This is a genomic window from Staphylococcus delphini, from assembly GCF_900636325.1.
In the GTDB taxonomy this organism is placed as follows: Bacteria; Bacillota; Bacilli; order Staphylococcales; family Staphylococcaceae; genus Staphylococcus; species Staphylococcus delphini.
Genome location: NZ_LR134263.1, coordinates 1,325,922 through 1,348,557, shown reverse-complemented (window position 1 = coordinate 1,348,557; position 22,636 = coordinate 1,325,922). Strand labels below are relative to the sequence as shown.

Genomic DNA, 22,636 nt, shown 5'->3' with positions numbered 1-22,636 from the left:
GGTTCATTGAGAGTTGTGTTAGTGGGACCACACATCATTTGAAGTTGATGTGCGGTCCCACTGATTAACCTTCATTAAATTTTATCATTCAAACTTGTAATGAAAGTTTTCAATACGACGCATTAATAAAATATGCGTGCTTATGCTTCTTCTTGGTTGTCTTCTGAAGTACTTTCAACTAATTTCGCTTCGTCTACTAATAAGTCAATAACTTTTTTCACACGAACATCGTTTTTAACAAGATCAGTGTTGCCAAGTGTTTTCTTAATATCTTCAACAGAAATGTTAAATTGTTCGCTCATTGTTTCAAGTTCTTTGTCTACATCTTCATCAGTCACTTCGATATTTTCCGCATCTGCAATGGCAGCTAATGTTAAGTTTGTTTTCACACGTAACTCAGCATCTACTTTCATTTGTTCACGTAAATCATCTTCTGATTGACCTGAAATTTGGAAGTAAGTGTTTAAGTCTAACCCTTGTTGTTGAATACGTTGTGCAAATTCGCTCATCATGCGATCTTGTTCTGTACGTACCATCGCTTCTGGAATATCGATTGTCGCATTGTCAGTTGCTAAAGTAATCGCTTCTTCTTTTTGCGCATTTTCAGCGTCAGTTTTCTTTTGTTCTTCAAGTTGTTGACGTAAGTTTGCTTTGAATTCTTCTACATTGTTTGCATTAGAATCTAATTCACTAGCAAGCTCATCGTCTAATTCTGGTACTTCTTTAGCTTTGATTTCGTTAATTTTTGTTTTAAATACAGCAGGTTTTCCAGCTAATTCTTCTGCGTGGTATTCTTCTGGGAATGTCACTTCAACATCTTTTTCTTCCCCAACTTTTAAGCCTACAAGTTGCTCTTCAAAACCTGGGATGAACATACCTGAACCGATTTCCAAGTCGTATCCTTCAGCTTGACCACCTTCGAATTGCTCACCATCAACATAGCCATCGAAGTCTAAGTTTACTGTGTCGCCTTCTTCAACTTGACCGTCTTCTTTAACGACCATATCAGTCATTGCGTCAAGACGTTGTTCTACTGCTTTGTTGAATTCTTCTTCAGTCACTTCAGTGTTTTGTTTTTCGATTTCTAAACCTTTGTAGTCACCTAATTGTACTTCAGGTTCAACGATTACAGTTGCATCAAAAGTGAATGGTTGACCTTTTTCAATTTGTGTTACTTCAATTTCAGGTTGATCAACTGGATTGATACCTGTTTCTTGTACAGCTTCACTGTATGCTTTTGGTAATAAGATGTCTACTGCATCTTGGTATAAAGCTTCTACGCCAAAACGTTGTTCGAAAATTTGACGAGGTACTTTCCCTTTACGGAAACCAGGTACGTTAAGTTGTTTAACTACTTTTTTGAAAGCTTGATCTAACGCTTTATCTACTTCTTCTGCAGGTACGGATACTTGTAATAATCCTTCGTTACCTTCTTTTTTTTCCCAAGTTGCTGTCATGTAAAAAAACCTCCATGATTTATCATTTTTAAAATTTTTCAACTTCTTTATTATAACATAGGTTGACCTTCTTTGAAATAATGAGACCTATGTATTTAACGATTTTATGAGTTTAAATATCTCTACGTGTAATGAATCCACATTGACTTCCTTACCCATTAACTGATGGAAATATGCAATGTAAGTATCACGCCACATCTCTACAGTCCCATAGTCTAGGATATTTACAGGATAAAGCGCAATATTATTTGCATTAAGTAAAATATAGGCTTCTTGAACCAGTGACGGTATTTCCACTTCTAACGCATCAATCACTGCAGGCAACAATTGATCTTTAAAGACAGTTTGTTCAATACCAACAAGCTCAGAGGGTATCACTTGAATTTGACGGGAATCTTTTTCTACGGTAACGCCTTGATTGTAGCCAGCAAAACGTAAATACTCCAACATCAAACTTTGAATACTTGCAACGATAGGCTCGTGAGCTAACAGGTAAGCAATCGTTTCACTGAACTGATAGACACGATCGTCAATTAATGTGAGCACTAATTGCGTTTGATCATAATGACTCAGCTCGCTAAATCGTTGTAATCGATGCAACATATAATCTTGACGTTCGTCGAGTTTGGATTGTGCTTGATTTTTAATAGGTAATAAAGTCATACGGGTTTCATGTGCATCGACTTCATCAAGCACCTGGTCCACCATTTCAACTGTCGCTTTATATTGTTCTAAAGCATACAAACTTTTAATGTAATACACGATGTACGTATCATATGGCGGAAAACCTTGCATCATTAAAATGTTCGCCTCTTCTTTCAATTCAAGATACGCACCGAGTTGCCACAATATATCACATTTTATTATCGCAAGTTCAGATGTCAATTCAAAGTGACGCTCATACGTAATGAAGTGATCATAAGCGTGTTCGTACTGTTCCTTGTCGAATGCCTCTGTAATATCATTTATTAACTTTTCTTTAAGTTTAGGAAATGGAATGATGTCAGACATGCCATTCACCTATTTCAACTGTTCTAATATTAACGCACTCCACGATTCGAATGCACTCGTGTCATTAATTTGGCTTAATGGTTGCCACTGAATCTTTAAAGTATCCGTTTCACGCACTTCGACATCTTGTTGCTTAACCTTTACTTTAAACACGACACCGATATGCACTTGACCGACTTCATTATGATCATCATTAATAAAGCCAATGAATTCAAGTGGCGTTTGATCGTTAATTTTAACACCAATTTCCTCTTCAAGTTCTCGACTGGCATTTGTTTTAATAACTTCATCAATATGGTGCGCTTCAGGAACATCATTCATATGTCCGCCTACACCGATAGATGCGTTGCCGTGAAGTCGTGCCTCGCCGCCACCTGATAATCGCTCATAGACGAGTAATTCATCATGCTCATTTTCAATTAAACAATAACTAATCAATTGTTTAAAACTTGGATCTTCTTCCATATCACCGCGTCTTTTCACTTCATATTGAGAAAGCTTGTCATAAATTTTTTGACCGTTCTCTTCAGATTGATCTAAAAACCCGTTGAATGCGAGCGCCTCTTCTTCAAAAAGCAAACGACGTGGGACTACAGTAATTTGTTCATCAAATTTTGACATTGTGAGCTCCTTTTATTCGTTTTTTATATCGTAACAAAAGAAATGAATGGTGGTAAAGTCATAATGAAAAAGAGTTGGCGCGTCACAATAGACCCCAACTCTTTCTCTACTATTTTAAAGCTGCTTTCGCTTGGTTTACTAATTCAGCAAATGCTTTCTCATCTGAGATTGCGATTTCTGATAACATTTTACGGTTAATGTCGATACCCGCTTGTTTTAAACCGTTCATTAAACGAGAATAACTCATGTCATGTTGGCGTGCAGCCGCATTGATACGTGTAATCCATAATTTACGGAAATCACGCTTTCTTTGACGACGGTCACGGAATGCATATTGACCTGATTTCATAACTTGTTGTTTTGCAACTTTATATAATGTGCTTTTCGCACCGAAGTAACCTTTAGCTAATTTGATTGTCTTTTTACGACGCGCTCTTGTTACTGTTCCACCTTTAACACGTGGCATAATAAACTCCTCCTTTTATCTCTACGGTATGCACTTTTGCCATACCTCTCATATATTTTCGTACTTTAGAATGATTATTTAACGTATGTTAATAATTGTTTTACGCGTTTTGCATCGCTTTTTGATACTAATGAAGCTTTACGTAATTGACGTTTTTGCTTTGTAGATTTATTAGCGAATAAGTGTGAAGTGTAAGCTCTAGAACGTTTAAGTTGACCAGATCCAGTTCTTTTTACACGTTTCGCAGCTCCGCGGTGGGTTTTCATTTTAGGCATGATGTTTTCCTCCTATTATCACTTTTTATTTTTCATTAATTGGGGCTAACATAAGGAACATTTGTCGACCTTCCATTTTCGGCTTTTGCTCGATTGTTGCAAGGTCTTGACACGCTTCAGCATATCGCTCTAACACGCGTTGTCCAATTTCTTTATGCGTAATCGCACGCCCTCTGAAACGAATTGAAACTTTAACTTTGTCACCTTTCGTTAAAAACTTGCGTCCGTTTTTAAGCTTCGTATTGAAGTCGTGTTCTTCAATTGTTGGGCTTAAACGGATTTCTTTAACGTTGATGATTTTTTGTTTCTTCTTCATCTCTTTTTCTTTTTTCTGTTGCTCGAATTTGTATTTGCCGTAATCCATAATACGAGCAACAGGTGGTTTAGCATTTGGCGCAACAACGACTACATCCAAACCAAGTCGATCTGCCATTTCCAATGCTTCATTTTTAGATTTCAATCCGATTTGGTCACCATTTTGTCCGATGACACGTAATTCTTTTGCGCGAATCTTTTCGTTAACTTGCGTTTGATCTTTAGCTATGGTTGACACCTCCAAAAAGTTTACGAATGGTCCAAGTACGAAAAAAAGCGAGGGTATTTAACCCCCGCTTCTCACGTCAACATGAACATACACTACATGTTTAATCGTTAACCTGCCAACAGCTTGCTGCGTCGCTACAGGTGAGAAGCGGGATGCTTCTACTTGGTCCGTTTCGTATTCAACAGATACAATCATACCAACTCAGTGTATATTAGTCAATGTTTTTTTGAAAGTTTTTTTCAACTGTTTCCACATTTGGATCTAAGTTGACGTCTTTTAATGGAATTATTTTCGTTTTATAGCGGATTTTGTGATAGATAAAGAACGCTAAAAATACCGGAATTCCCATATAAGTAATTAAAAATCGATTGATATCAAAATCACCCGTTTGAATAAAATCAACATCTTGTCCGATGATAACAATAATACAAAGTACAGTCGCGAGAATTGGACCAAATGGGAACCACTTCGCTTGATACTTTAATTTGTGAACATCGTAATTTTGTGCAGCAAACGCTTTTCTAAAACGATAATGACTAACCGCAATACCTACCCATGCGATAAAGCCTGTCAGACCACTCGCTGCAACAATATATTCGTACGCATCGCCACTGATATGTTGTAATACAAAGATCAACACAACAATCACCGCAGTAGATAACATCGACAAGATCGGTGTGCCGTTTTTATTTGTACGACTAAACGCATTCGATGCAAGACCGTCTTTACCCATCGAATATAGCATACGTGTGCTTGCATACATCCCAGAGTTACCCGCCGATAATACAGATGTTAAAATTACGGCATTCATAAATGAGGCAGCAAACGCGAGTCCTGCATTTTTAAAGACGAGTGTAAATGGAGAAGTTGCAATGTCATCCCCACCGCCCATTAAGGCAGAAGAGTTGTATGGAATGAGCATCCCGATAATAAAGATCGCTAAAATGTAAAAGAGTAAAATTCTCCAGAACACTTGCTTAATTGCTTTCGGTACGGCACGCTGAGGATTTTCGGACTCACCTGCAGTAATCCCCACTAACTCAGTACCTTGGAAAGAGAACCCAGCGACTAAGAACACGCCGAACACAACGAGTAAGCTACCACCAAACCCGTCACCTAAAATCGGTGCATCTCCAGTTGTAAATGTATCAAAGCCCACTGCTTGACCGCCCATGATGCCTAAAATTGTCAATAAGCCGACAATAATAAAGACAATCACCGTCGCTACTTTGATGAACGCAAACCAATATTCACTTTCACCATATACTTGAACCGACAAGGCATTAAGACTAAAAATAATCACCATGAAGATACAACTCCATGCCCAAGCAGGTAAAAATTGTAGAGGTGCCCAATATTGGATGACTTGAGCAGCAATCGTCACGTCGGCCGCTACTGTAATGACCCAGTTAAACCAATAGTTCCATCCTAAAGCAAAACCTAAAGATGGATCGACAAAACGCGTGGCATATGTGCTAAACGAACCTGTAACAGGTAAATACGTCGCCATTTCCCCAAGTGATGTCATTAAGAAGAACACCATTACACCGATAATCGCATAGCCTAAAAGTGCACCTAAAGGTCCCGCATCATGAATAGCGCCCCCAGATGTCATAAACAGTCCAGTTCCAATCGCACCACCGATCGCGATCATCGAAATATGACGATCTTTGAGATGGCGTTGCACTGCATGTTGATTTTCCGTTTTTTCATTACTCATTTTCTTAATCCTTTCCTAATTGCTTAGAGGTTAAGACAAATTGTGTGAAGCTAGTTAAGTTTTAAATTAATCAACCTAGTAAAAATAAAAGCAGTGATGGCATCTATGTTGATGCCACCCCTGCTCATTATTTATGAATCGGTAGCACATCACATTTGTGACAGTCTAGCGCCTTTCGGACACTAGCCCAACGAAAAATGGCGATGGTCCATTTCCGTTTCGGCAACTTTACCTTTCACATGTTGGGGCTTTGTACCATCTTACAACCCAACCGCTACTCATCAAAGTTGCGCCTCTAACTCAATCAAATCGTTTTATAAATTGTTTCATTATACTACTATACATGATAGCCGTGCACCTATCAACATTATCTTTGTTTTTTCAAACGAATTTCATCAACTAAATCCCAAATGAAAGTATCTTTTTCAATTGTTTTTTGGTCTTTTGAACCGTATTGACGCACATTGACTTCATTGTTTTCAAGTTCTTTATCCCCGACAACCAATTGATATGGTATTTTCTTCATTTGCGCTTCACGGATTTTATAACCCATTTTTTCATTACGATCATCAATATGCACACGGACACCTTGAGATTTTAATTCGTCGTGAATTTGACGTGCGTAATCGTAATGCAAGTCGTTGTTAACTGGAATAATTTCAACTTGTTGTGGTGCTAACCAAGTTGGGAATGCCCCTTTTGTTTCCTCAGTTAAGAAGGCAACAAAACGTTCCATTGTTGATACGACACCACGGTGAATGACAACCGGTTGATGATGTTCCCCATCTTTACCAATGTAAGTCAGTTCAAACTTTTTCGGTAATAAGAAGTCAAGTTGCGCTGTTGACAATGTTTCTTCTTTACCCATTGCAGTTTTCACTTGAACGTCTAATTTAGGACCGTAGAATGCCGCTTCGCCAATCGCTTCTTCATACGGTAAGTTCATTTCATCTACCGCTTCTTTTAACATCGCTTCAGCAGTGTTCCACATGTCGTCATCGTCAAAATATTTTTCTTTATCCGCTTTATCACGATAACTTAAACGGAATTTGTAATCCTTAAAACCAAAGTCATCGTAGACATCCAAAATCATTTGAACAACGCGTTTGAACTCTTCTTTAATTTGGTCTGGTCGCACGAAGATATGCGCATCATTTAAAGTCATCCCACGCACACGCTGTAATCCTGATACAGCACCACTTGCTTCATAACGGTGCATTGTACCAAGTTCCGCGATACGAATTGGCAACTCACGATATGAATGAGGTTTGTTCGCATAAATCATCATATGGTGTGGACAGTTCATCGGTCTCAGTACCATCGCTTCATCCGCATCCAGTTGCATTGGTGGGAACATGTCTTCTTGATAATGGTCCCAGTGTCCTGATGTTTTGTACAAATCGACATTAGCCATCACTGGAGTGTACACGTGGTCATAACCGAGACTAATTTCTTTATCGACAATATAACGTTCAATTTCACGGCGAATTGTTGCACCATTGGGTAGCCATAAAGGTAAACCTGCACCGACAAGTTGATTGTTTGTAAAGAGTTCCATTTCTTTACCGATGCGGCGGTGATCACGCTCCTTACGCTCTTCTAACAATTGAAGGTGTGCTTTTAAGTCTTTCTTGTCGAAAAATGCTGTACCGTAAATACGTTGTAACATTTTATTATTGCTGTCGCCACGCCAATACGCACCAGCAGTTGATAACAATTTGAACGCTTTAATTTTAGATGTACTTGGAACGTGGACACCACGACATAAATCAGTGAATTCACCTTGACTGTACAATGTCACTTGTTCGTCTTCTGGAATCGCCTCAATTAATTCCAATTTATATGGATCGTTTGCAAAAAATGACTTCGCTTCATCTCTTGAAACAACTTGACGCTCGACTTTATGATTTTCTTCAATAATTTGTTTCATTGTCTTTTCAATCTTTTCGAAATCATCACTTGAAACCTTTTCTTCCATATCGAAGTCATAGTAGAAGCCACCATCAATCACTGGGCCAACACCGAAATGTACATCACCGTACAAACGTTTTAATGCTTGTGCCATTAAATGCGCTGTGGAATGTCTTAACACTTCTAACGCTTCATCACTACCAGGCGTAATGATTTCAATTGCGCCATCTTCTTCTAAAGGACGTGTTAAATCGACCAATTGTTGATTAAATTTACCGGCAACGGCTTTTTTACGTAACCCTGGACTAATAGATTGCGCAATTTCTTCTGTTGTCGTACCCTTTTCAAACGCCTTTTCATTACCATCTGGGAACTGCACTTTAATTTCTGCCATAATGATCCTCCATTTCACATATTTTGCTTAAAATTGAAGAAAATAAAAAACCCCATCCCAACAAAAGGGACGAGGTTTTCGTGTTACCACCCTAATTTGTCACATACCTATCCTGTGACATCTCTACATAAGATAACGGTCTTGAGCCGGGCATTCATTACAAACACCATTTATCTATAGAGGGAGTAACATCGATGACTATGCACTACATTCTCAATCACAGTAGTTCCCTGTACCATAGCGATACCGATATCATATCCTCAAACTTTAGCAACATTATTGATTTATATACATATTATAACGCTATTTTTAAAATTTTCAATGCTTACGATAATTTTCTCCTTCAAGTAAATAAGGTGTACTCAAAGTTTTCACACGTTCCATAATCCGTTTCGCTTTCATTCGATCAACACCATTTTTCGTATCAGCCAAATGTGTTTCTAATTCATCTAAGTTCATATTTGAGCTGAAAAATGTCGGAAGTTCTTGAATCATACGGTAATGTAAAATGGGACCGAGCACCTCATCACGTACCCAAGGCGTCATATCTTCAGCACCTAAATCGTCTAAAAATAATACGCGTGCTTCACGAACTTGTTCAATACGTTTTGCTGTCGTACCATCTTTAAAACCATTTTTTAATGTTCGAATAAACTCTGGCACATAAATAATCATCGAAGGGACTCGGTTGTTTTTCAACTCGTTCGCAATCGCACCTAAAATAAATGACTTCCCTGTACCAAACTCACCATATAAATAAAAACCTTTAACCGGACGCTTTTCAATAATCGCATCAATTAAATCGTCTAATTGCATGGCTAAATCTAAACGATTGCGTCGCGTCATATAAATATCTTTAATTTTGGCGTTTAACGTATCGGGATGCATATGAAATGATGTAATCATACTTTTCGCATTTTGTTCCTCGTCGTGCCTGATTTTGCATGGGCAAGACTTGTAACGAATTTTGATATGTTGTTGATCAATATACAATTCAGGAATGTGACCCCTTACGAAATTAGGACAATTTTCATACGTATGTGTCCCATCGTAGTGTTTTTGCTGATCTTTATATTCCTGCAAGATGTTCAAATCTTCCTCAATCATTCGGTTCGTTACTTCAGATTGGTGTGCGGCTAAAAATGCTTTCACATCTGGATCCGCTAAGACTTGCTTTTTAATTTGTTGAATCTTTTGTTCGAATGCATTGTTGCCACCGATAATACTATTAAAACTTTTCATTAATCTTCACCCGCCCTTCTCTTTTGTTCTAACCTTTTCAAGAACGCTGCACGATCTTTTTCCAATGCTTCTTGATCTTCCTCTTTTTGTTCGTACTCTTCTGGATGCGTCACCCAACGCGGTTGTTTTTCTTTTTTGTGATAAAATGGACCGTTTGCGTTTTGACTATAGCTTTCCATTCGTTTTTGTTTCGATTTTTCCTGATTTTTTTGAATTTCCATCGCCTTCTCATATGCAGAACGCGCGTCCGTCACACCACTTTTTTTCCATGTTGAAGCAACGGAATAAACATATTTTTCAGGTAAGTTATTATCCGTTTTTTGCATCACATATTGCAATAAAATATTGATAGCCCCAAAATTAAAGCCTTCACGTTGCACTAATTCTTCCACCATATCTTTTTGATAACGAGGCGGCTCAGAACCTCCATATTCCGTGAGCATGACAATCGGACTCGTTTGATCCATTAAAGCAAACCACTCATCCCAATTTGACACCGTTTTTTCTTGTGCTTCAGACATTTGTTCCGAAGCGGTCACCGTCACTTGCGGCTGTAATGATGGTAATTGTTGTTGATGTTCCATTAAATAGTAACTTTGTGCTTGTTTGCGTAAATCTTTAACGGATAAAGATTGATCTGCATTGAGCGATTTCAAAATAATCGTCTTCATAACGTCCGGCGATAAACGATACAATGTCGCCAATTGAACGATCAGCGATTTTGTCGGTTCTGATAAAATCGTTTGGCTCACATAATGCGTCTGCAACATGTCAGCCAACAATTCAAAATCAAACGTCACATCTGTTAAATCAACCCCTTGATATTGCGATGCTTTAAGCGCTACATCTGAAGTGGCCACTTGTTGCTTAGGTACTTTAAAGACATCCGTAAACTTTTTCGTCACATTTGAAAATCCCGCCAAATCGAGTGGTGTTGGCATAAAATAATTTTTCAATGTATGATACCGTTCTTGTCCGACAACTTCATAAAAATAAATCGACAACATCGGATCATTGAAAAAACGTTCTGGCGTGGGTGGCGGGATGAGTTCATACACAAATTGTGTCGTGTTTTCAGATTGACGGACGAACGTTTTTAACAGGCCAATGCCTTCTAACAAATCTAAAAACTCTCTAAAGCGGCCGAGGCTCAATTTTAACTCCGACATAATCGTATAATGTGTAAAACCTTGGTCGAATGTAGCAGACTCAAATTGGTTCAAAAACTGGTACACACCGATTGCTTCAGCACCAACTAACGGTGTGAATAACCGATTCAAAATATCATAGTGTACTGCATGATATTGAAATGGACGCATGACGATAAAGCCGTCGTGCGGACTTAACTGATTTTGATACATAAATTGATTCATTCGTTATTCACTCCGCTTGTTTTCTTTCAATATCCCTTGCATAGATTTTAATAATTGATCCACATCTTTAAATTCTCGATACACAGAAGCAAATCGCACATAAGAGACTTGGTCGACATGCATTAATAAATCCATGACATACTCCCCTATATCTCTAGATGACACTTCTGCAATGCCTTCTTCACGCAATTTCCATTCAACTTGATTCGTAATTTCTTCCAATTGTTGGAAACGGACGGGTCGCTTTTCACACGAGCGCACTAAGCCATTTAATATTTTTTCTCGATTGAACTGTTCGCGTGTACCGTCTTTTTTGACGACGATAAGCGGACTCATTTCTATATGTTCAAAAGTAGTGAAACGTGTACCACAATTGTCACATTCACGTCTTCTTCTAATTGCATTCATATCATCTGCATGTCTCGAATCCACTACTCGAGATTGGGTATGATTGCATTTTGGACATTTCACGACTTTGTCACCTTCTTAGTCATAGTTTTTGTTTCATTATACTATGAAACGACATGATTTCAAAAGTTAGGATATTTGTGGCAGTGTGCCTAGTGTTACGAGTGGGCTTGTCTTTTGAACATGCTAGTGGCTTTCCTTTTTGAACATGTCGGTTTTTTGGAACATATCGGTCTTTTTGGAACATGTCGGATGCATACGATTGCCGTCTTGGACTCGCGTTTCCCAGGGGCTGAGGGGAGGTTGTGACAAAAGCGCTTAGGATTTGAGCAGAACCGAGCGATGAGCAAAATTGATTTCCAAATTTTGTCGAAATCGCGGGAGTTCTGTCGAAAATCCTGCTTTTGGAACACCGTTTATTGATTCCCAGCGCATCCATTCATTGTGGATTTTGGGAGCAGTACAGAAATCTCATGTGTAACAAAGATTTCGTCGTACTGCCCCCGCAAGGCTGACTAGACTTCTCAAAAGTGTATACGTTGAGAAGTCAGACAGCTACTGCGATAAACAGCAACCACTATTAAAGTAAAGAAGCGACTGTCAGCAATATGCACGCATTCCCTCGGGAGTCTCGTCCATCCGGCAATCTTGCACGAACAAGCGCAAGTAAAGAGAACAGTGTCATACATCCCCACAGTTCACTTCATCAAAAAGTTCAGCCTCGTTTCATCTTATTTTTTGTTTTTGGGACACCGTTTATCAATTCACCAGTGCATCCATTCATCGTTACCTAGACTGCTACTGGGTTAACGTCGAGGAAAATGCTGAGCTACTTACTAATGATCATTGATGTATACAGCTTTTAAAACAAACTCTCTTAAGGTAGTAGCTCGATATTTGACTTAAATGATGTGCATTTGGATTTAGTCGAACTTACCCATCTCTCTGGTTTTAAATGAATCAAGAGCAAAAACTAAAAAATTGCCCCTAAGCACACGTGTCTATAAGGGCAATTATTGTTATATATTTTAAAAGAAAGGATTTCAAATGGATAAAAACCTATCATTTATTGTGCAACTGTGCTTGGAATTTGAGCAGCGATTTGTTGTAACACGTCGACCACTCTTGTTGAATAACCCCATTCATTGTCATACCATGCGAGTACTTTAACTTTACGATCTCCCATGACGATTGTTGAAGGTGTGTCGACAATTGCTGAATGTGCATCAGTCGTGAAATCATCTGATACAAGTGGCTCATCCGAAACAGCGACAACACCATTTAAATCATTGTCTTTAAATAATTGATTCACTTCTTCTTTAGTCACAGATTGTTTTAAATCAACGACCAAGTCAACAAGTGACACATTTTTAGTTGGCACGCGTAACGCCATCCCGTGCATTTTACCTTCAAGTTCTGGTAAAACAAGTGCGAGTGCTTTTGCTGCACCGGTTGATGTTGGAATGATACTTTCAAAAGCTGCACGTGCACGACGTAAATCTTTATGTGGATTGTCTAAATTGTTTTGGTCGTTTGTCACGGCATGTACTGTCGTCATTAAGCCATTTTCGATTCCAAAACGATCATTTAATAATTTGGCAATCGGTGCTAAACAGTTTGTCGTACAAGATGCGTTACTAAAAATGTCATAACGTTCTGTATCGATGTCTTGGTCATTGACACCTTTCACAATCGTTTGTACGTCTCCTCCTTTTGAAGGCCCTGTTAAAATTACCTTTTTAGCACCTGCGCGAATGTGGGCATCTGCTTTATCGCCATGATTAAATTTACCTGTTGCTTCTACTACGATATCGATATCTAATGCTGCCCATGGTAAATTTTCAGGATTACGATCTGACACAAGTTTAATCTTTTTACCATTCACTTGTATGCCATCTTCAATCGGTTCAACCGTCTGATTAAAGCGTCCGTGTGTTGTGTCATACTTAATGAGGTGCGCAATCGTTTCTGGTGGATAGCTTGCATTAATCGCTACAACCTCAACATCTTCTCTATTTAATGCCACTCTCAAAACCATACGGCCGATACGCCCCAGACCGTTAATCGCAATCTTTGTCGTCATGTTTAAAGCACTCCTTATCAATGTGTTATACTTATATTTAACAGTATATCACAATTGCGATAAAATGAAACCGTTTTCTACTATTATTTTTTGTTATTGCACTTCATCAACCAAAACAATCATAAAACGCAAAAAATTTCAGGAACTTAGACAAACGCATATCCAAGCTCCTGAATTTATTTTAATATTCACGACAATTATCCTTCACTATGCTTCTGAGTCGCTATGATAACCTTCTAAAAATCCTTTATCCACTAAAATCTGTTCTAAATTTTGCTTTAATTCCAACTTAGAACCTAAATTATCAATGACGACATCCGCCATGCGACTCTTTTTATCAATTGAAATTTGGCTATAAATTCTTGCTTTGGCATCTTCTATAGACAACTCATTACGCGCCATTAATCGATCGAGTTGTATCGGTTCAGACGCATAAACAAGCCAAACTTCATCTACTGTATCTTCTAAATGATTTTCAAATAACAGTGGAATATCCATAATGACATTGTGACCTTCTGCTAAATATTGGTCACGCTCTTGATTCATCATTTTGCCGACAATAGGATGCACGATCGCATTGAGTTGTTTTCTTTTTTCATCATCAAAAAACACTTGTTGTCCGACATAGGTACGATTCATTTCGCCATCTTCATTGATCGCTTCATCGCCAAATAGCGCTTGAACTTTTTTTAAACCTTCCGTCCCTTTGGCAACTGCTTTCCTTGCTGAAACATCTGCGTCGACGATTTTAAAACCATGTATTGCGAGTAATTCTGCCACTGTCGATTTTCCAGTAGCAATCCCCCCTGTTAATCCAATGACTTTGGGCATAATTTCACCTATCCTAACTTTGGCAATTTGGACAAAAATGTGTATTTCGTCCTGAAATAATAACTGTTTCTATCGCTGTTTCACACGTTGCACAGCGCTTTTGTTGATATACTTTCAAATGATCTTGCATGGTTCCTCTTTGACCATCAGCATGTACATAATCTGACACACTTGTCCCACCATTTAAAATACCCATTTCTAAAACTTTTACTACACTATTAAATAAGTTTGTCTTTTCCTGTACTGACAAGTCTTTTACTTTTTTCTCCGGATGAATTTGTGCATCAAACAGCGCTTCACACGCATAAATATTGCCACAACCCGATATCACACGATGATCCAGTATAAATGGCTTAATCGCTTTGTTTAAATATTTCTTTTCATCACTTTTAGCAAGATAATGGGCCAATGCCTCTTGTTCAAAAGGTTCAGGCGCAATCTCTAAAATTGAAGGATAAGCCTCTAAACTTTCGACATTCCGAATCTCACCAAACCGGCGAATATCTGAATAGACTAATTTAATACCATTTTCTAAATGAAACACAACTTGCCAATGCTTTCGAAAATTCGGTATCGTAATGTCATCAAGCGATTGCACGACAAAAAATGCACCTGCCATCCCTAAATGTGAAATTAATGTACGTGCAACATTCCCACTTTGGATACGAAACAAAATATATTTACTGCGGCGTTGTACATCAGTTATCTCAAAACCGACCGTATTCTTCACAAAAGCATCAAGACCAATCCCTTTAATAATCGTTTCTTTCCCTTCTAACTTACCGCGTTTGACAGGTTCCGAAAACGTCACATCTATAATCTTTTGTTGTATAATGTGAGGCGTAATGCCACGTTTGACATGTTCGACTTCTGGTAATTCTGGCATTGATTGTTATACCTACTTTCTATTTTGCATCATACCAAGTTTTCCCATAATCTGATTCTACACTTAATGGGACATCTAATTGTAATGCATGCGCCATAATTTCCTCAACAAATTTGCTGAATTCATCTACTTCATCTTTCGGCACTTCAAAAATCAATTCATCGTGTACTTGTAACAATAACTGAGCTTTAAACGATGTCTTTTGTACTTCACGGTGGAATTGGACCATCGCTAATTTTATAATATCTGCCGCACTTCCTTGAATTGGCGAGTTCATCGCAGTTCGTTCTGCAAATCCACGTAAGTTAAAGTTACGACTCGTAATGTCTGGAATGTAACGACGGCGTTTTAACAATGTCTCCACGTATCCTTGTTGTTTGGCATCTTGCACAATGTTGTCCATATAATCTTTCACACCTGGAAAATGGTTCAAGTAATCATCAATAAATTGTTGCGCTTCTTTACGTGTTATACCTAAACTTTGACTCAGCCCATAATCACTAATGCCATAGACGATACCAAAGTTCACCGCTTTTGCTTGGCGACGCATTAATGACGTGACCTCATCAGCTGCAACGTTAAACACTTTCATCGCAGTTGTAGTATGGACATCTTCATTATCATTAAACGCTTGTTGCAACGTCGGGTCTCCTGTAATATGGGCTAAAACACGTAATTCAATTTGTGAGTAATCCGCTGCAAGAATGACATAATCATCGTGCGTAGACTTAAACGCTTTACGAATTTTACGTCCCTCTTCTAAACGAATTGGAATGTTTTGTAAGTTCGGGTCCACCGAAGACAGACGACCTGTTTGTGCTAGCGTTTGATTAAAACGTGTATGAATACGACCGTCATCCCAAATCACTTTTTGTAAACCTTCAACATAAGTCGACTGCAGTTTCGATAATGTACGATATGTTAAAATGTAGTCGATAATTGGATGTGCATTTTGCAATTTTTCGAGTACATCGACTGCTGTTGAATAACCCGTTTTCGTCTTTTTAATGACTGGCAACTCAAGTTTTTCAAATAAAATGACGCCTAATTGTTTAGGTGAGTTAATGTTAAACGTTTCACCAGCTTGTTCATGAATTTGTTCGATTAACTGATCCAACTCTGTTTGAATGACTGTTTCCATCTCTTTTAATGTGTCGATGTCAGTATGAATCCCTATATATTCCATTTCACTTAAAATGAGCGCAAGTGGCAACTCAATCTCTGAAAGTAATGATGTCTGCTCATGCGCTTCAAGAATGGTCATCATTTGTGGTTGCACGACATGAATCGCATCTAAAATAGAAGCAATATGTTTATCGAGCACCTCATCTTCAGGTATGTGGAAAGATTTGCCTTTACCATAAACCGACACATCATCTTGCACGAACGTTTGCTCAAAATGCGTCATGACAGACTGTACATCATCAATCGTACGCGAGGGATCGATAATATAGCTCGCTAACATCGTATCAAAAACAACATTTTGAATGGCAATGTCTGAACGTTTCATCGCAATATACGTTTTCTTCGCATCATGTACCCATTTTTGCGTCGTTTCCTCTTCTAACCAAGCCACTAACTCTGGATATTCACTGACCTTGTCAAATGGAATCACGACATAATGTTCGCCGTCGTACAAACCAAATTTTAATAACTCATCTTTTAAGTAATTTGATCCCGCAACTTCAACATGAATCGCCGCTTCTGACAATTGGTTAAAATCTATTTTTGACATGTCATTTATCGGCTCAAAATCTCGACTCGCCGTAGCATTGTCTGCCTCGACATCCATCCCATCGAGCAACTGACGGAATTCTAACGACTTGAACAACTCGATTTTAGCACTTTCATCTATATTTTGAGGTAAACGTGTGTCTTTGAGTGATACTGTAATCGGACTATCACAATTAATCGTCGCTAAAGTTTTACTCATTAACGCATCATCCCGACTATTTTCAAGTTTTTCTTTTAGCTTTTTACCTGACACTTCTCCAATATGGTCATAAACACCTTCAACTGTTTCAAATTGATTTAACAGTTTCAGCGCTGTTTTTTCACCGACACCTGCCACACCTGGAATATTGTCAGAAGTATCTCCCATTAAGCCTTTTAAATCAACAATTTGAGACGGTGTGAGCCCATTATATTTTTCAGCAATAAACTTTGGTGTGTAATGATCAACGTCCGTCACACCTTTTTTCGTATAATAGATTGTCACTTGGTCTGTAGCGAGTTGGGTTAAATCTCGGTCCCCAGTAATGATGATTGTTTGCATGCCCGCTTCATCCGCTTCACGACTAAGTGTTCCAATAATATCATCTGCTTCATAGTTTTCAAGTTCATAACGTTGAATTTGATAGGCATCTATTAATTGGCGAATATACGGGAACTGCTCACTCAATTCAGGCGGCGTTTTTTGACGTCCCCCTTTATAATCTTGATACGTCTCATGTCTAAATGTCGTTTTTCCAGCGTCGAATGCCACGAGAAAATGCGTCGGTTGTTCTTCTTTAATAATCTTTTCTAACAAACGCGCAAAACCATATATGGCATTTGTATGAATCCCTGCTTTATTTTTTAACAACGGCAATGCATAAAAAGCTCTAAAACTTAAACTATTACCATCAATTAATATAAGTTTGTCCACGTTATTCCCTCCATCGTGATTTGTATCTATTTTATCATAATCCGTATGTATCATGTCGATAAAGCGTGTATCACACTTCTACTTCACAACAAAAATGGAATGCCTATTGTACCATAGTTGATGCGATATGGCCTTTTTCCTCATTATTCATATTATGATTAGGTATATTCTTAAAATAAAAACAGAAACAGTTTTAACGAATGGGTATACGTTATCACTGTTCCCGTTTTGTGAACTGATTATTCTGGTAACACAACTTTAAATCTCGATCCTTTTCCGAGTTCAGATGCCACTTCGATATTACCTTGATAAGCTTCGATAATATGTTTTGTAATGGACAAGCCTAACCCTGTGCCACCTGAATCACGACTTCTCGCTTTGTCCACACGATAAAATCTTTCAAAAATACGATACTTTTCTTGTTCTCCTATCCCAATGCCTTGATCAATCACTTCAATGACAGGATGCTGATTTTCTCGATACACCGCTAATGTGACCGTTCGATTTTCAGGAGAATAGTTGACTGCATTCGACATTAAATTCACGATGACTTGAGAGATTTTATTTTCGTCAGCCATCGCCGTCACATTCGGTTCAATTTGATCAATCAATTGAATCGACTTTTCATTCGCAAGCGGTTGAATGACTGAAAATGAAGATTTTGCGACATCGGTCAAATCAATTAAGTGCTTTTCTAACGTTGTGTTCTGTTCAATTTTCGATAAATCGAGTAAATCTTCAACTAGGGATTGGATACGATTAGACTCTTTTAAAATGATATTTAAGAACATATCTAGAGAGGCCTCATCATTTTTCGCACCATCAATGAGTGTTTCAGTAAATCCTTTCATCGACGTGATCGGCGTTTTCAATTCATGTGACACATTCGCTACAAATTCACTACGTAAGTTTTCCAATTTCTTCAATTGTGTAATATCGTGTAATACGATGACCATCCCTTGTAACGACTTTTTCGTACGGGATAAAATAGGCACACACGACGTATCAAAAAACTTTTGATGAATATGGTTAATTGAAATTTCAACTTGTTTGTACATCGCTTTTTCAGTGCGGAATCCTTCAACGACGAGCTGCTTAATCGTTGGATGTAAATATTGCGCATAGTCTTGATTTTCTACATTGGTCGATTCATTGAAAACTTCATAAAACGTCTTATTCGCAATCACAATTTTTCCGTTTTTATCAATCATCAATATCGCACTAGGAATATTTTCAAGCGTTGTCACAAGACGATTCCGTTGAATTTTTTGCTCGCTATTCAACTGCTCTAAACGTCGCGCTAACACATTAATTGTCACATACAATTCGCGCAACTCTTTCACACTACTTTCAGGCAATCTGACACGAAAATTCCCTTCAGTAAGGAGGGACGCGGCGTAGGACACTTCGTTAATCGGTTGAATATAAGTTCGATTAATATAACGCACTGTAAAGTAAATAAGCGCTAAAATAATCATCCCTACTAAAATTAAACATTTCCAAAATTGAAGTTGAAGTTCGTAAACCATATCAAAATGGCCTGTGATGAGTATCGTCGTCTCACCTTGTTGATGTCCAAACCAATAATAGCCTTGCTTCCCATCGAGTTGATAAATCGGCTGTCTCATTTCAAGTTGGCGCAAAAGACTATCTTGACGTTCTGCTATTGAAAGTTTTCGATCTCCTTTAAACTCGTTCGTTTGGTCGCTTTCAATGATTTTAATATTACTATGATAATGATCAGCAAGTTCTTGAATGTGTTGATTGTTCCCCGCTTTATAAAATGCAAGAATTTGTTCAGCATCTTTAAGAAGAGATTTCTTTTCGTATTCAACGGTTTTCGTATAAATAATATTATGTACAATAAAGCCTAATATGAGAAAACTTACAACAGTGATTGTTGTAAGTATGATTAAAAGTTTGTGATAAAATTTAATCATTTATTTAGGACGCTCCAATTTGTATCCTAAGCCGCGAACTGTTTTAATAAACTGAGGTTGTTTTGGATTTTCTTCTAACTTATCTCGCAAATGACTAATATGTACATCCACAATTCGAGAATCACCTGCAAATTCATAGTTCCACACAGAATTTAACATATGTTCACGCGTAATGACACGACCTTGACGTTCAACTAAATAAAGTAGCAACTCAAATTCTTTCGGCGTTAACTCTAACAACTCATCGTTGCGGTACACTTCAAAAAAGTCGGGGCGAATTCGAATACTGCCAATGACAATATCCTCATCCTCTTCTTCTTGGCGTACATGATCCACTAATGATGAGCGACGAAGGATGGCTTTCACACGTGCGACCACTTCTCTCGGTGAAAAAGGCTTAGTCATATAATCGTCAGCACCCAGCTCCAAGCCAAGCACACGATCAAATTCATCATCTTTTGCAGTTAACATTAAAATAGGTACTTGGTTTTTATCTGAGCGAATCGTTTTACATACTTCAATACCATCCTTTTTCGGTAGCATCACATCCAATACAATCAAGTCGGGTTTCGTTTCTTTTTCTTTTTGTAACGCTTCCTCTCCATCTTGAGCCACCTCAACGACATAACCTGATTGTTCGAGGTTGTATTTTAACAAAGTGACAATGGATTGTTCGTCATCAACGACAAGCACTCTTTGAGCCATATATGTACCTCCTTATTATAATTAACTTCATTATACCTTAAAATAGTCTTAAAAATAATATATCATTTAGCATCTTTACAATAACTTAACTTTCGCTTAAAAAACTCAAAAATCCTCATCCTCATTAACCTTAATTGATTTTTACACTGTCATATTTTGATTGTCGTTTATCGCAGGAGAAGCACTGATAAATCTAATGATATCACGACCTCTCTAAGAAATTTGAAAGACGCCATTTTATTTTCAACCTTATCCCTCAGAAGTGTCAGCCTTCTATGCAATTTTATATCCAAACAGCATAGTAATAAGGAAGTATTTTCGGATAAAGACTTTAACCCCATGATTGAATTTCATGCATGCTTGTCACAAAAATAAAAAGGAGCTAGGACATTAAGTTTCCTCAGCTCCTTTACTATATTTTGTTGTGTATACCAAGGGTTGGGGCTTGAAAACTTTTGATGCTATTGATGCAATATTTTTGTTAAACTTGCCCTCCCTATGTCTTGTGGCTTTAGACTGCCTTCATGGCTTCGCGTTCCTAGGGGCTGGCCCTTCAACTAAATTCCTAGGGGCTGGCCCTTCAACTAAATTCGGCTTGATTGAAATGAACACTTGATCGATGCCGAATTGGATTTTCCGGACCAGCTGATCCCTCAGGAGTCTCAGCCTTCTGGGCAATCTTATATTAAACACAGCGAAACTGAGGGCAAGTTTATGAAATCAATAAATCAATAGCATCAATGTTTTATCCATTCATCCTCATTTTCCAACTACTTTAAAATCATTTAATCAGTCAAAAATATATGAATGGATTGAGACTTGAAATTTTTATGTCCCATCCCCTTGAATCAACTTATTATAAATTTTTAATCAATTCATCTGCAAATTCTGATGTTTTTACTTCAGTTGCACCTTCCATTAAACGTGCAAAGTCATATGTCACAACTTTTGAAGCAATCGTTTTTTCGACAGAGTTTGTAATTAAATCCGCAGCTTCTTGCCAGCCGATGTGTTCTAACAACATTACACCTGAAAGCAATACTGATGAAGGATTCACTTTGTCTAAATCAGCATATTTCGGAGCTGTACCGTGCGTCGCTTCGAAAATCGCGTGACCTGTTTCAGAGTTAATATTCGCACCTGGAGCAATACCAATACCGCCGACTTGAGCCGCTAAAGCATCAGAAATATAGTCACCGTTGAGGTTCATTGTCGCAACAACATCGTGATCAGCTGGACGTGTTAAAATTTGTTGTAAGAAGATATCTGCAATAGAATCTTTAATAATGATTTTTCCATCTTTTTCAGCTTGATCTTGAATTTTGTTCGCTTCGTCTTTTCCTTTTTCTTCAACTAAGCGATCATATTGTTGCCATGTGAAGACTTGGTCGCCGAATTCATTTTCTGCTAAATCATACCCCCATTGTTTGAACGCACCTTCAGTAAACTTCATAATGTTACCTTTATGCACAAGTGTTACTGATTTACGGTTGTTATCGATTGCATATTGAATCGCCGCACGTACTAAACGCTCTGTACCTTCTTTAGACACTGGCTTAATACCAATACCTGAAGTTTCAGGGAAGCGAATGTTTTTAGCACCCATTTCATTTTGTAAGAAATCAATCACTTTTTTAACTTCTTCGCTACCTTCTTTAAATTCGATACCGGCGTAAATGTCTTCAGTATTTTCACGGAAGATGACCATATCCGTTTGTTCTGGATGTTTCACTGGTGAAGGTACACCTTTGAACCAACGTACTGGACGTAAACAGTTAAATAAGTCTAATTCTTGACGTAGCGCTACGTTTAATGAACGAATACCGCCACCGATTGGGGTTGTTAATGGTCCTTTAATCGCAATTAAATATTCTTTAATCGTGTCTAACGTTTCTGTTGGTAACCATTCACCTGTTTGGTCGTAAGCTTTTTGACCAGCTAATACTTCTTTCCAATCAATTTTTTTCTCACCATCATAAGCTTTTTCTACGGCAGCATCGATGACACGACTTGCTGCTTTCCAAATATCTGGCCCAATACCGTCGCCGATAATAAATGGTATGATAGGTTGATTTGGGACTTGTAATCCGCTGTTCGTTTTTACGATTTTTTCACTCATGTT

The 22,636-nt window shown here is 38.0% G+C and carries 18 protein-coding genes, 1 riboswitch and 1 other annotated feature; all 18 genes read right to left on the bottom strand.

Annotated elements, in window-relative coordinates; translation table 11 throughout:
• Positions 1-140 precede the first annotated feature (140 nt).
• A complete protein-coding gene (tig, locus tag EL101_RS06410) occupies positions 141-1,457 on the bottom strand; it encodes a trigger factor (RefSeq protein ID WP_096596872.1) in 1,317 nt (438 codons plus the stop codon).
• 87 nt (positions 1,458-1,544) lie between these two features.
• Positions 1,545-2,468 carry a hypothetical protein gene (locus EL101_RS06405; RefSeq protein ID WP_096596870.1) on the bottom strand — a complete coding sequence of 308 codons (924 nt, stop codon included), beginning with the start codon at positions 2,466-2,468 and terminating at the stop codon, positions 1,545-1,547.
• A gap of 9 nt (positions 2,469-2,477) precedes the next feature.
• Positions 2,478-3,089 carry an NUDIX domain-containing protein gene (locus EL101_RS06400; RefSeq protein ID WP_096556550.1) on the bottom strand — a complete coding sequence of 204 codons (612 nt, stop codon included), beginning with the start codon at positions 3,087-3,089 and terminating at the stop codon, positions 2,478-2,480.
• A 109-nt stretch (positions 3,090-3,198) separates the two neighbouring features.
• Positions 3,199-3,555, bottom strand: coding sequence for a 50S ribosomal protein L20 (rplT, locus tag EL101_RS06395; RefSeq protein WP_016425302.1), 357 nt, complete (start codon positions 3,553-3,555; stop codon positions 3,199-3,201).
• 74 nt (positions 3,556-3,629) lie between these two features.
• The gene (gene rpmI, locus EL101_RS06390) at positions 3,630-3,830 is read right to left on the bottom strand and encodes a 50S ribosomal protein L35 (protein WP_014613694.1); all 201 of its coding nucleotides are present in this window, start codon (positions 3,828-3,830) and stop codon (positions 3,630-3,632) included.
• A gap of 25 nt (positions 3,831-3,855) precedes the next feature.
• Complete coding sequence (gene infC, locus EL101_RS06385) at positions 3,856-4,383, bottom strand: translation initiation factor IF-3 (RefSeq protein ID WP_014613693.1); 528 nt, start codon at positions 4,381-4,383, stop codon at positions 3,856-3,858.
• A 24-nt stretch (positions 4,384-4,407) separates the two neighbouring features.
• Positions 4,408-4,544, bottom strand: a sequence feature (ribosomal protein L20 leader region).
• Between the two features lie 41 nt (positions 4,545-4,585).
• Positions 4,586-6,094 carry an amino acid permease gene (locus EL101_RS06380; RefSeq protein WP_096596868.1) on the bottom strand — a complete coding sequence of 503 codons (1,509 nt, stop codon included), beginning with the start codon at positions 6,092-6,094 and terminating at the stop codon, positions 4,586-4,588.
• Between the two features lie 134 nt (positions 6,095-6,228).
• Positions 6,229-6,400, bottom strand: a riboswitch (Lysine riboswitch).
• A gap of 61 nt (positions 6,401-6,461) precedes the next feature.
• Positions 6,462-8,399, bottom strand: coding sequence for a threonine--tRNA ligase (thrS, locus tag EL101_RS06375; protein ID WP_096596866.1), 1,938 nt, complete (start codon positions 8,397-8,399; stop codon positions 6,462-6,464).
• A gap of 318 nt (positions 8,400-8,717) precedes the next feature.
• On the bottom strand, positions 8,718-9,641 hold the full coding sequence (dnaI, locus tag EL101_RS06370; RefSeq protein WP_096596864.1) for a primosomal protein DnaI: 924 nt from the start codon (positions 9,639-9,641) through the stop codon (positions 8,718-8,720).
• Positions 9,641-11,014 carry a replicative helicase loading/DNA remodeling protein DnaB gene (locus EL101_RS06365; protein WP_096596862.1) on the bottom strand — a complete coding sequence of 458 codons (1,374 nt, stop codon included), beginning with the start codon at positions 11,012-11,014 and terminating at the stop codon, positions 9,641-9,643. Before EL101_RS06365 ends, dnaI begins: the two co-directional genes overlap by 1 nt.
• A 3-nt stretch (positions 11,015-11,017) precedes the next feature.
• The gene (nrdR, locus tag EL101_RS06360) at positions 11,018-11,485 is read right to left on the bottom strand and encodes a transcriptional regulator NrdR (protein WP_096596860.1); all 468 of its coding nucleotides are present in this window, start codon (positions 11,483-11,485) and stop codon (positions 11,018-11,020) included.
• Between the two features lie 1,003 nt (positions 11,486-12,488).
• Positions 12,489-13,505, bottom strand: coding sequence for a glyceraldehyde-3-phosphate dehydrogenase (locus EL101_RS06355; protein ID WP_019165112.1), 1,017 nt, complete (start codon positions 13,503-13,505; stop codon positions 12,489-12,491).
• Positions 13,506-13,712: 207 nt separating this feature from the next.
• Positions 13,713-14,336, bottom strand: a complete 624-nt coding sequence (gene coaE / locus EL101_RS06350; RefSeq protein ID WP_096596858.1) for a dephospho-CoA kinase — start codon at positions 14,334-14,336, stop codon at positions 13,713-13,715.
• A gap of 13 nt (positions 14,337-14,349) precedes the next feature.
• Complete coding sequence (gene mutM / locus EL101_RS06345) at positions 14,350-15,222, bottom strand: bifunctional DNA-formamidopyrimidine glycosylase/DNA-(apurinic or apyrimidinic site) lyase (RefSeq protein WP_096596856.1); 873 nt, start codon at positions 15,220-15,222, stop codon at positions 14,350-14,352.
• 19 nt (positions 15,223-15,241) lie between these two features.
• Positions 15,242-17,869 carry a DNA polymerase I gene (gene polA, locus EL101_RS06340; RefSeq protein ID WP_096596854.1) on the bottom strand — a complete coding sequence of 876 codons (2,628 nt, stop codon included), beginning with the start codon at positions 17,867-17,869 and terminating at the stop codon, positions 15,242-15,244.
• A gap of 239 nt (positions 17,870-18,108) precedes the next feature.
• Positions 18,109-19,809, bottom strand: a complete 1,701-nt coding sequence (pnpS, locus tag EL101_RS06335; RefSeq protein ID WP_096596852.1) for a two-component system histidine kinase PnpS — start codon at positions 19,807-19,809, stop codon at positions 18,109-18,111.
• Positions 19,810-20,514, bottom strand: a complete 705-nt coding sequence (locus tag EL101_RS06330; RefSeq protein WP_019165107.1) for a response regulator transcription factor — start codon at positions 20,512-20,514, stop codon at positions 19,810-19,812.
• An 856-nt stretch (positions 20,515-21,370) separates the two neighbouring features.
• Positions 21,371-22,633: an NADP-dependent isocitrate dehydrogenase gene (icd, locus tag EL101_RS06325; protein WP_096596850.1), complete on the bottom strand. Its 1,263-nt coding sequence runs from the start codon at positions 22,631-22,633 to the stop codon at positions 21,371-21,373.
• Positions 22,634-22,636: the final 3 nt, after the last annotated feature.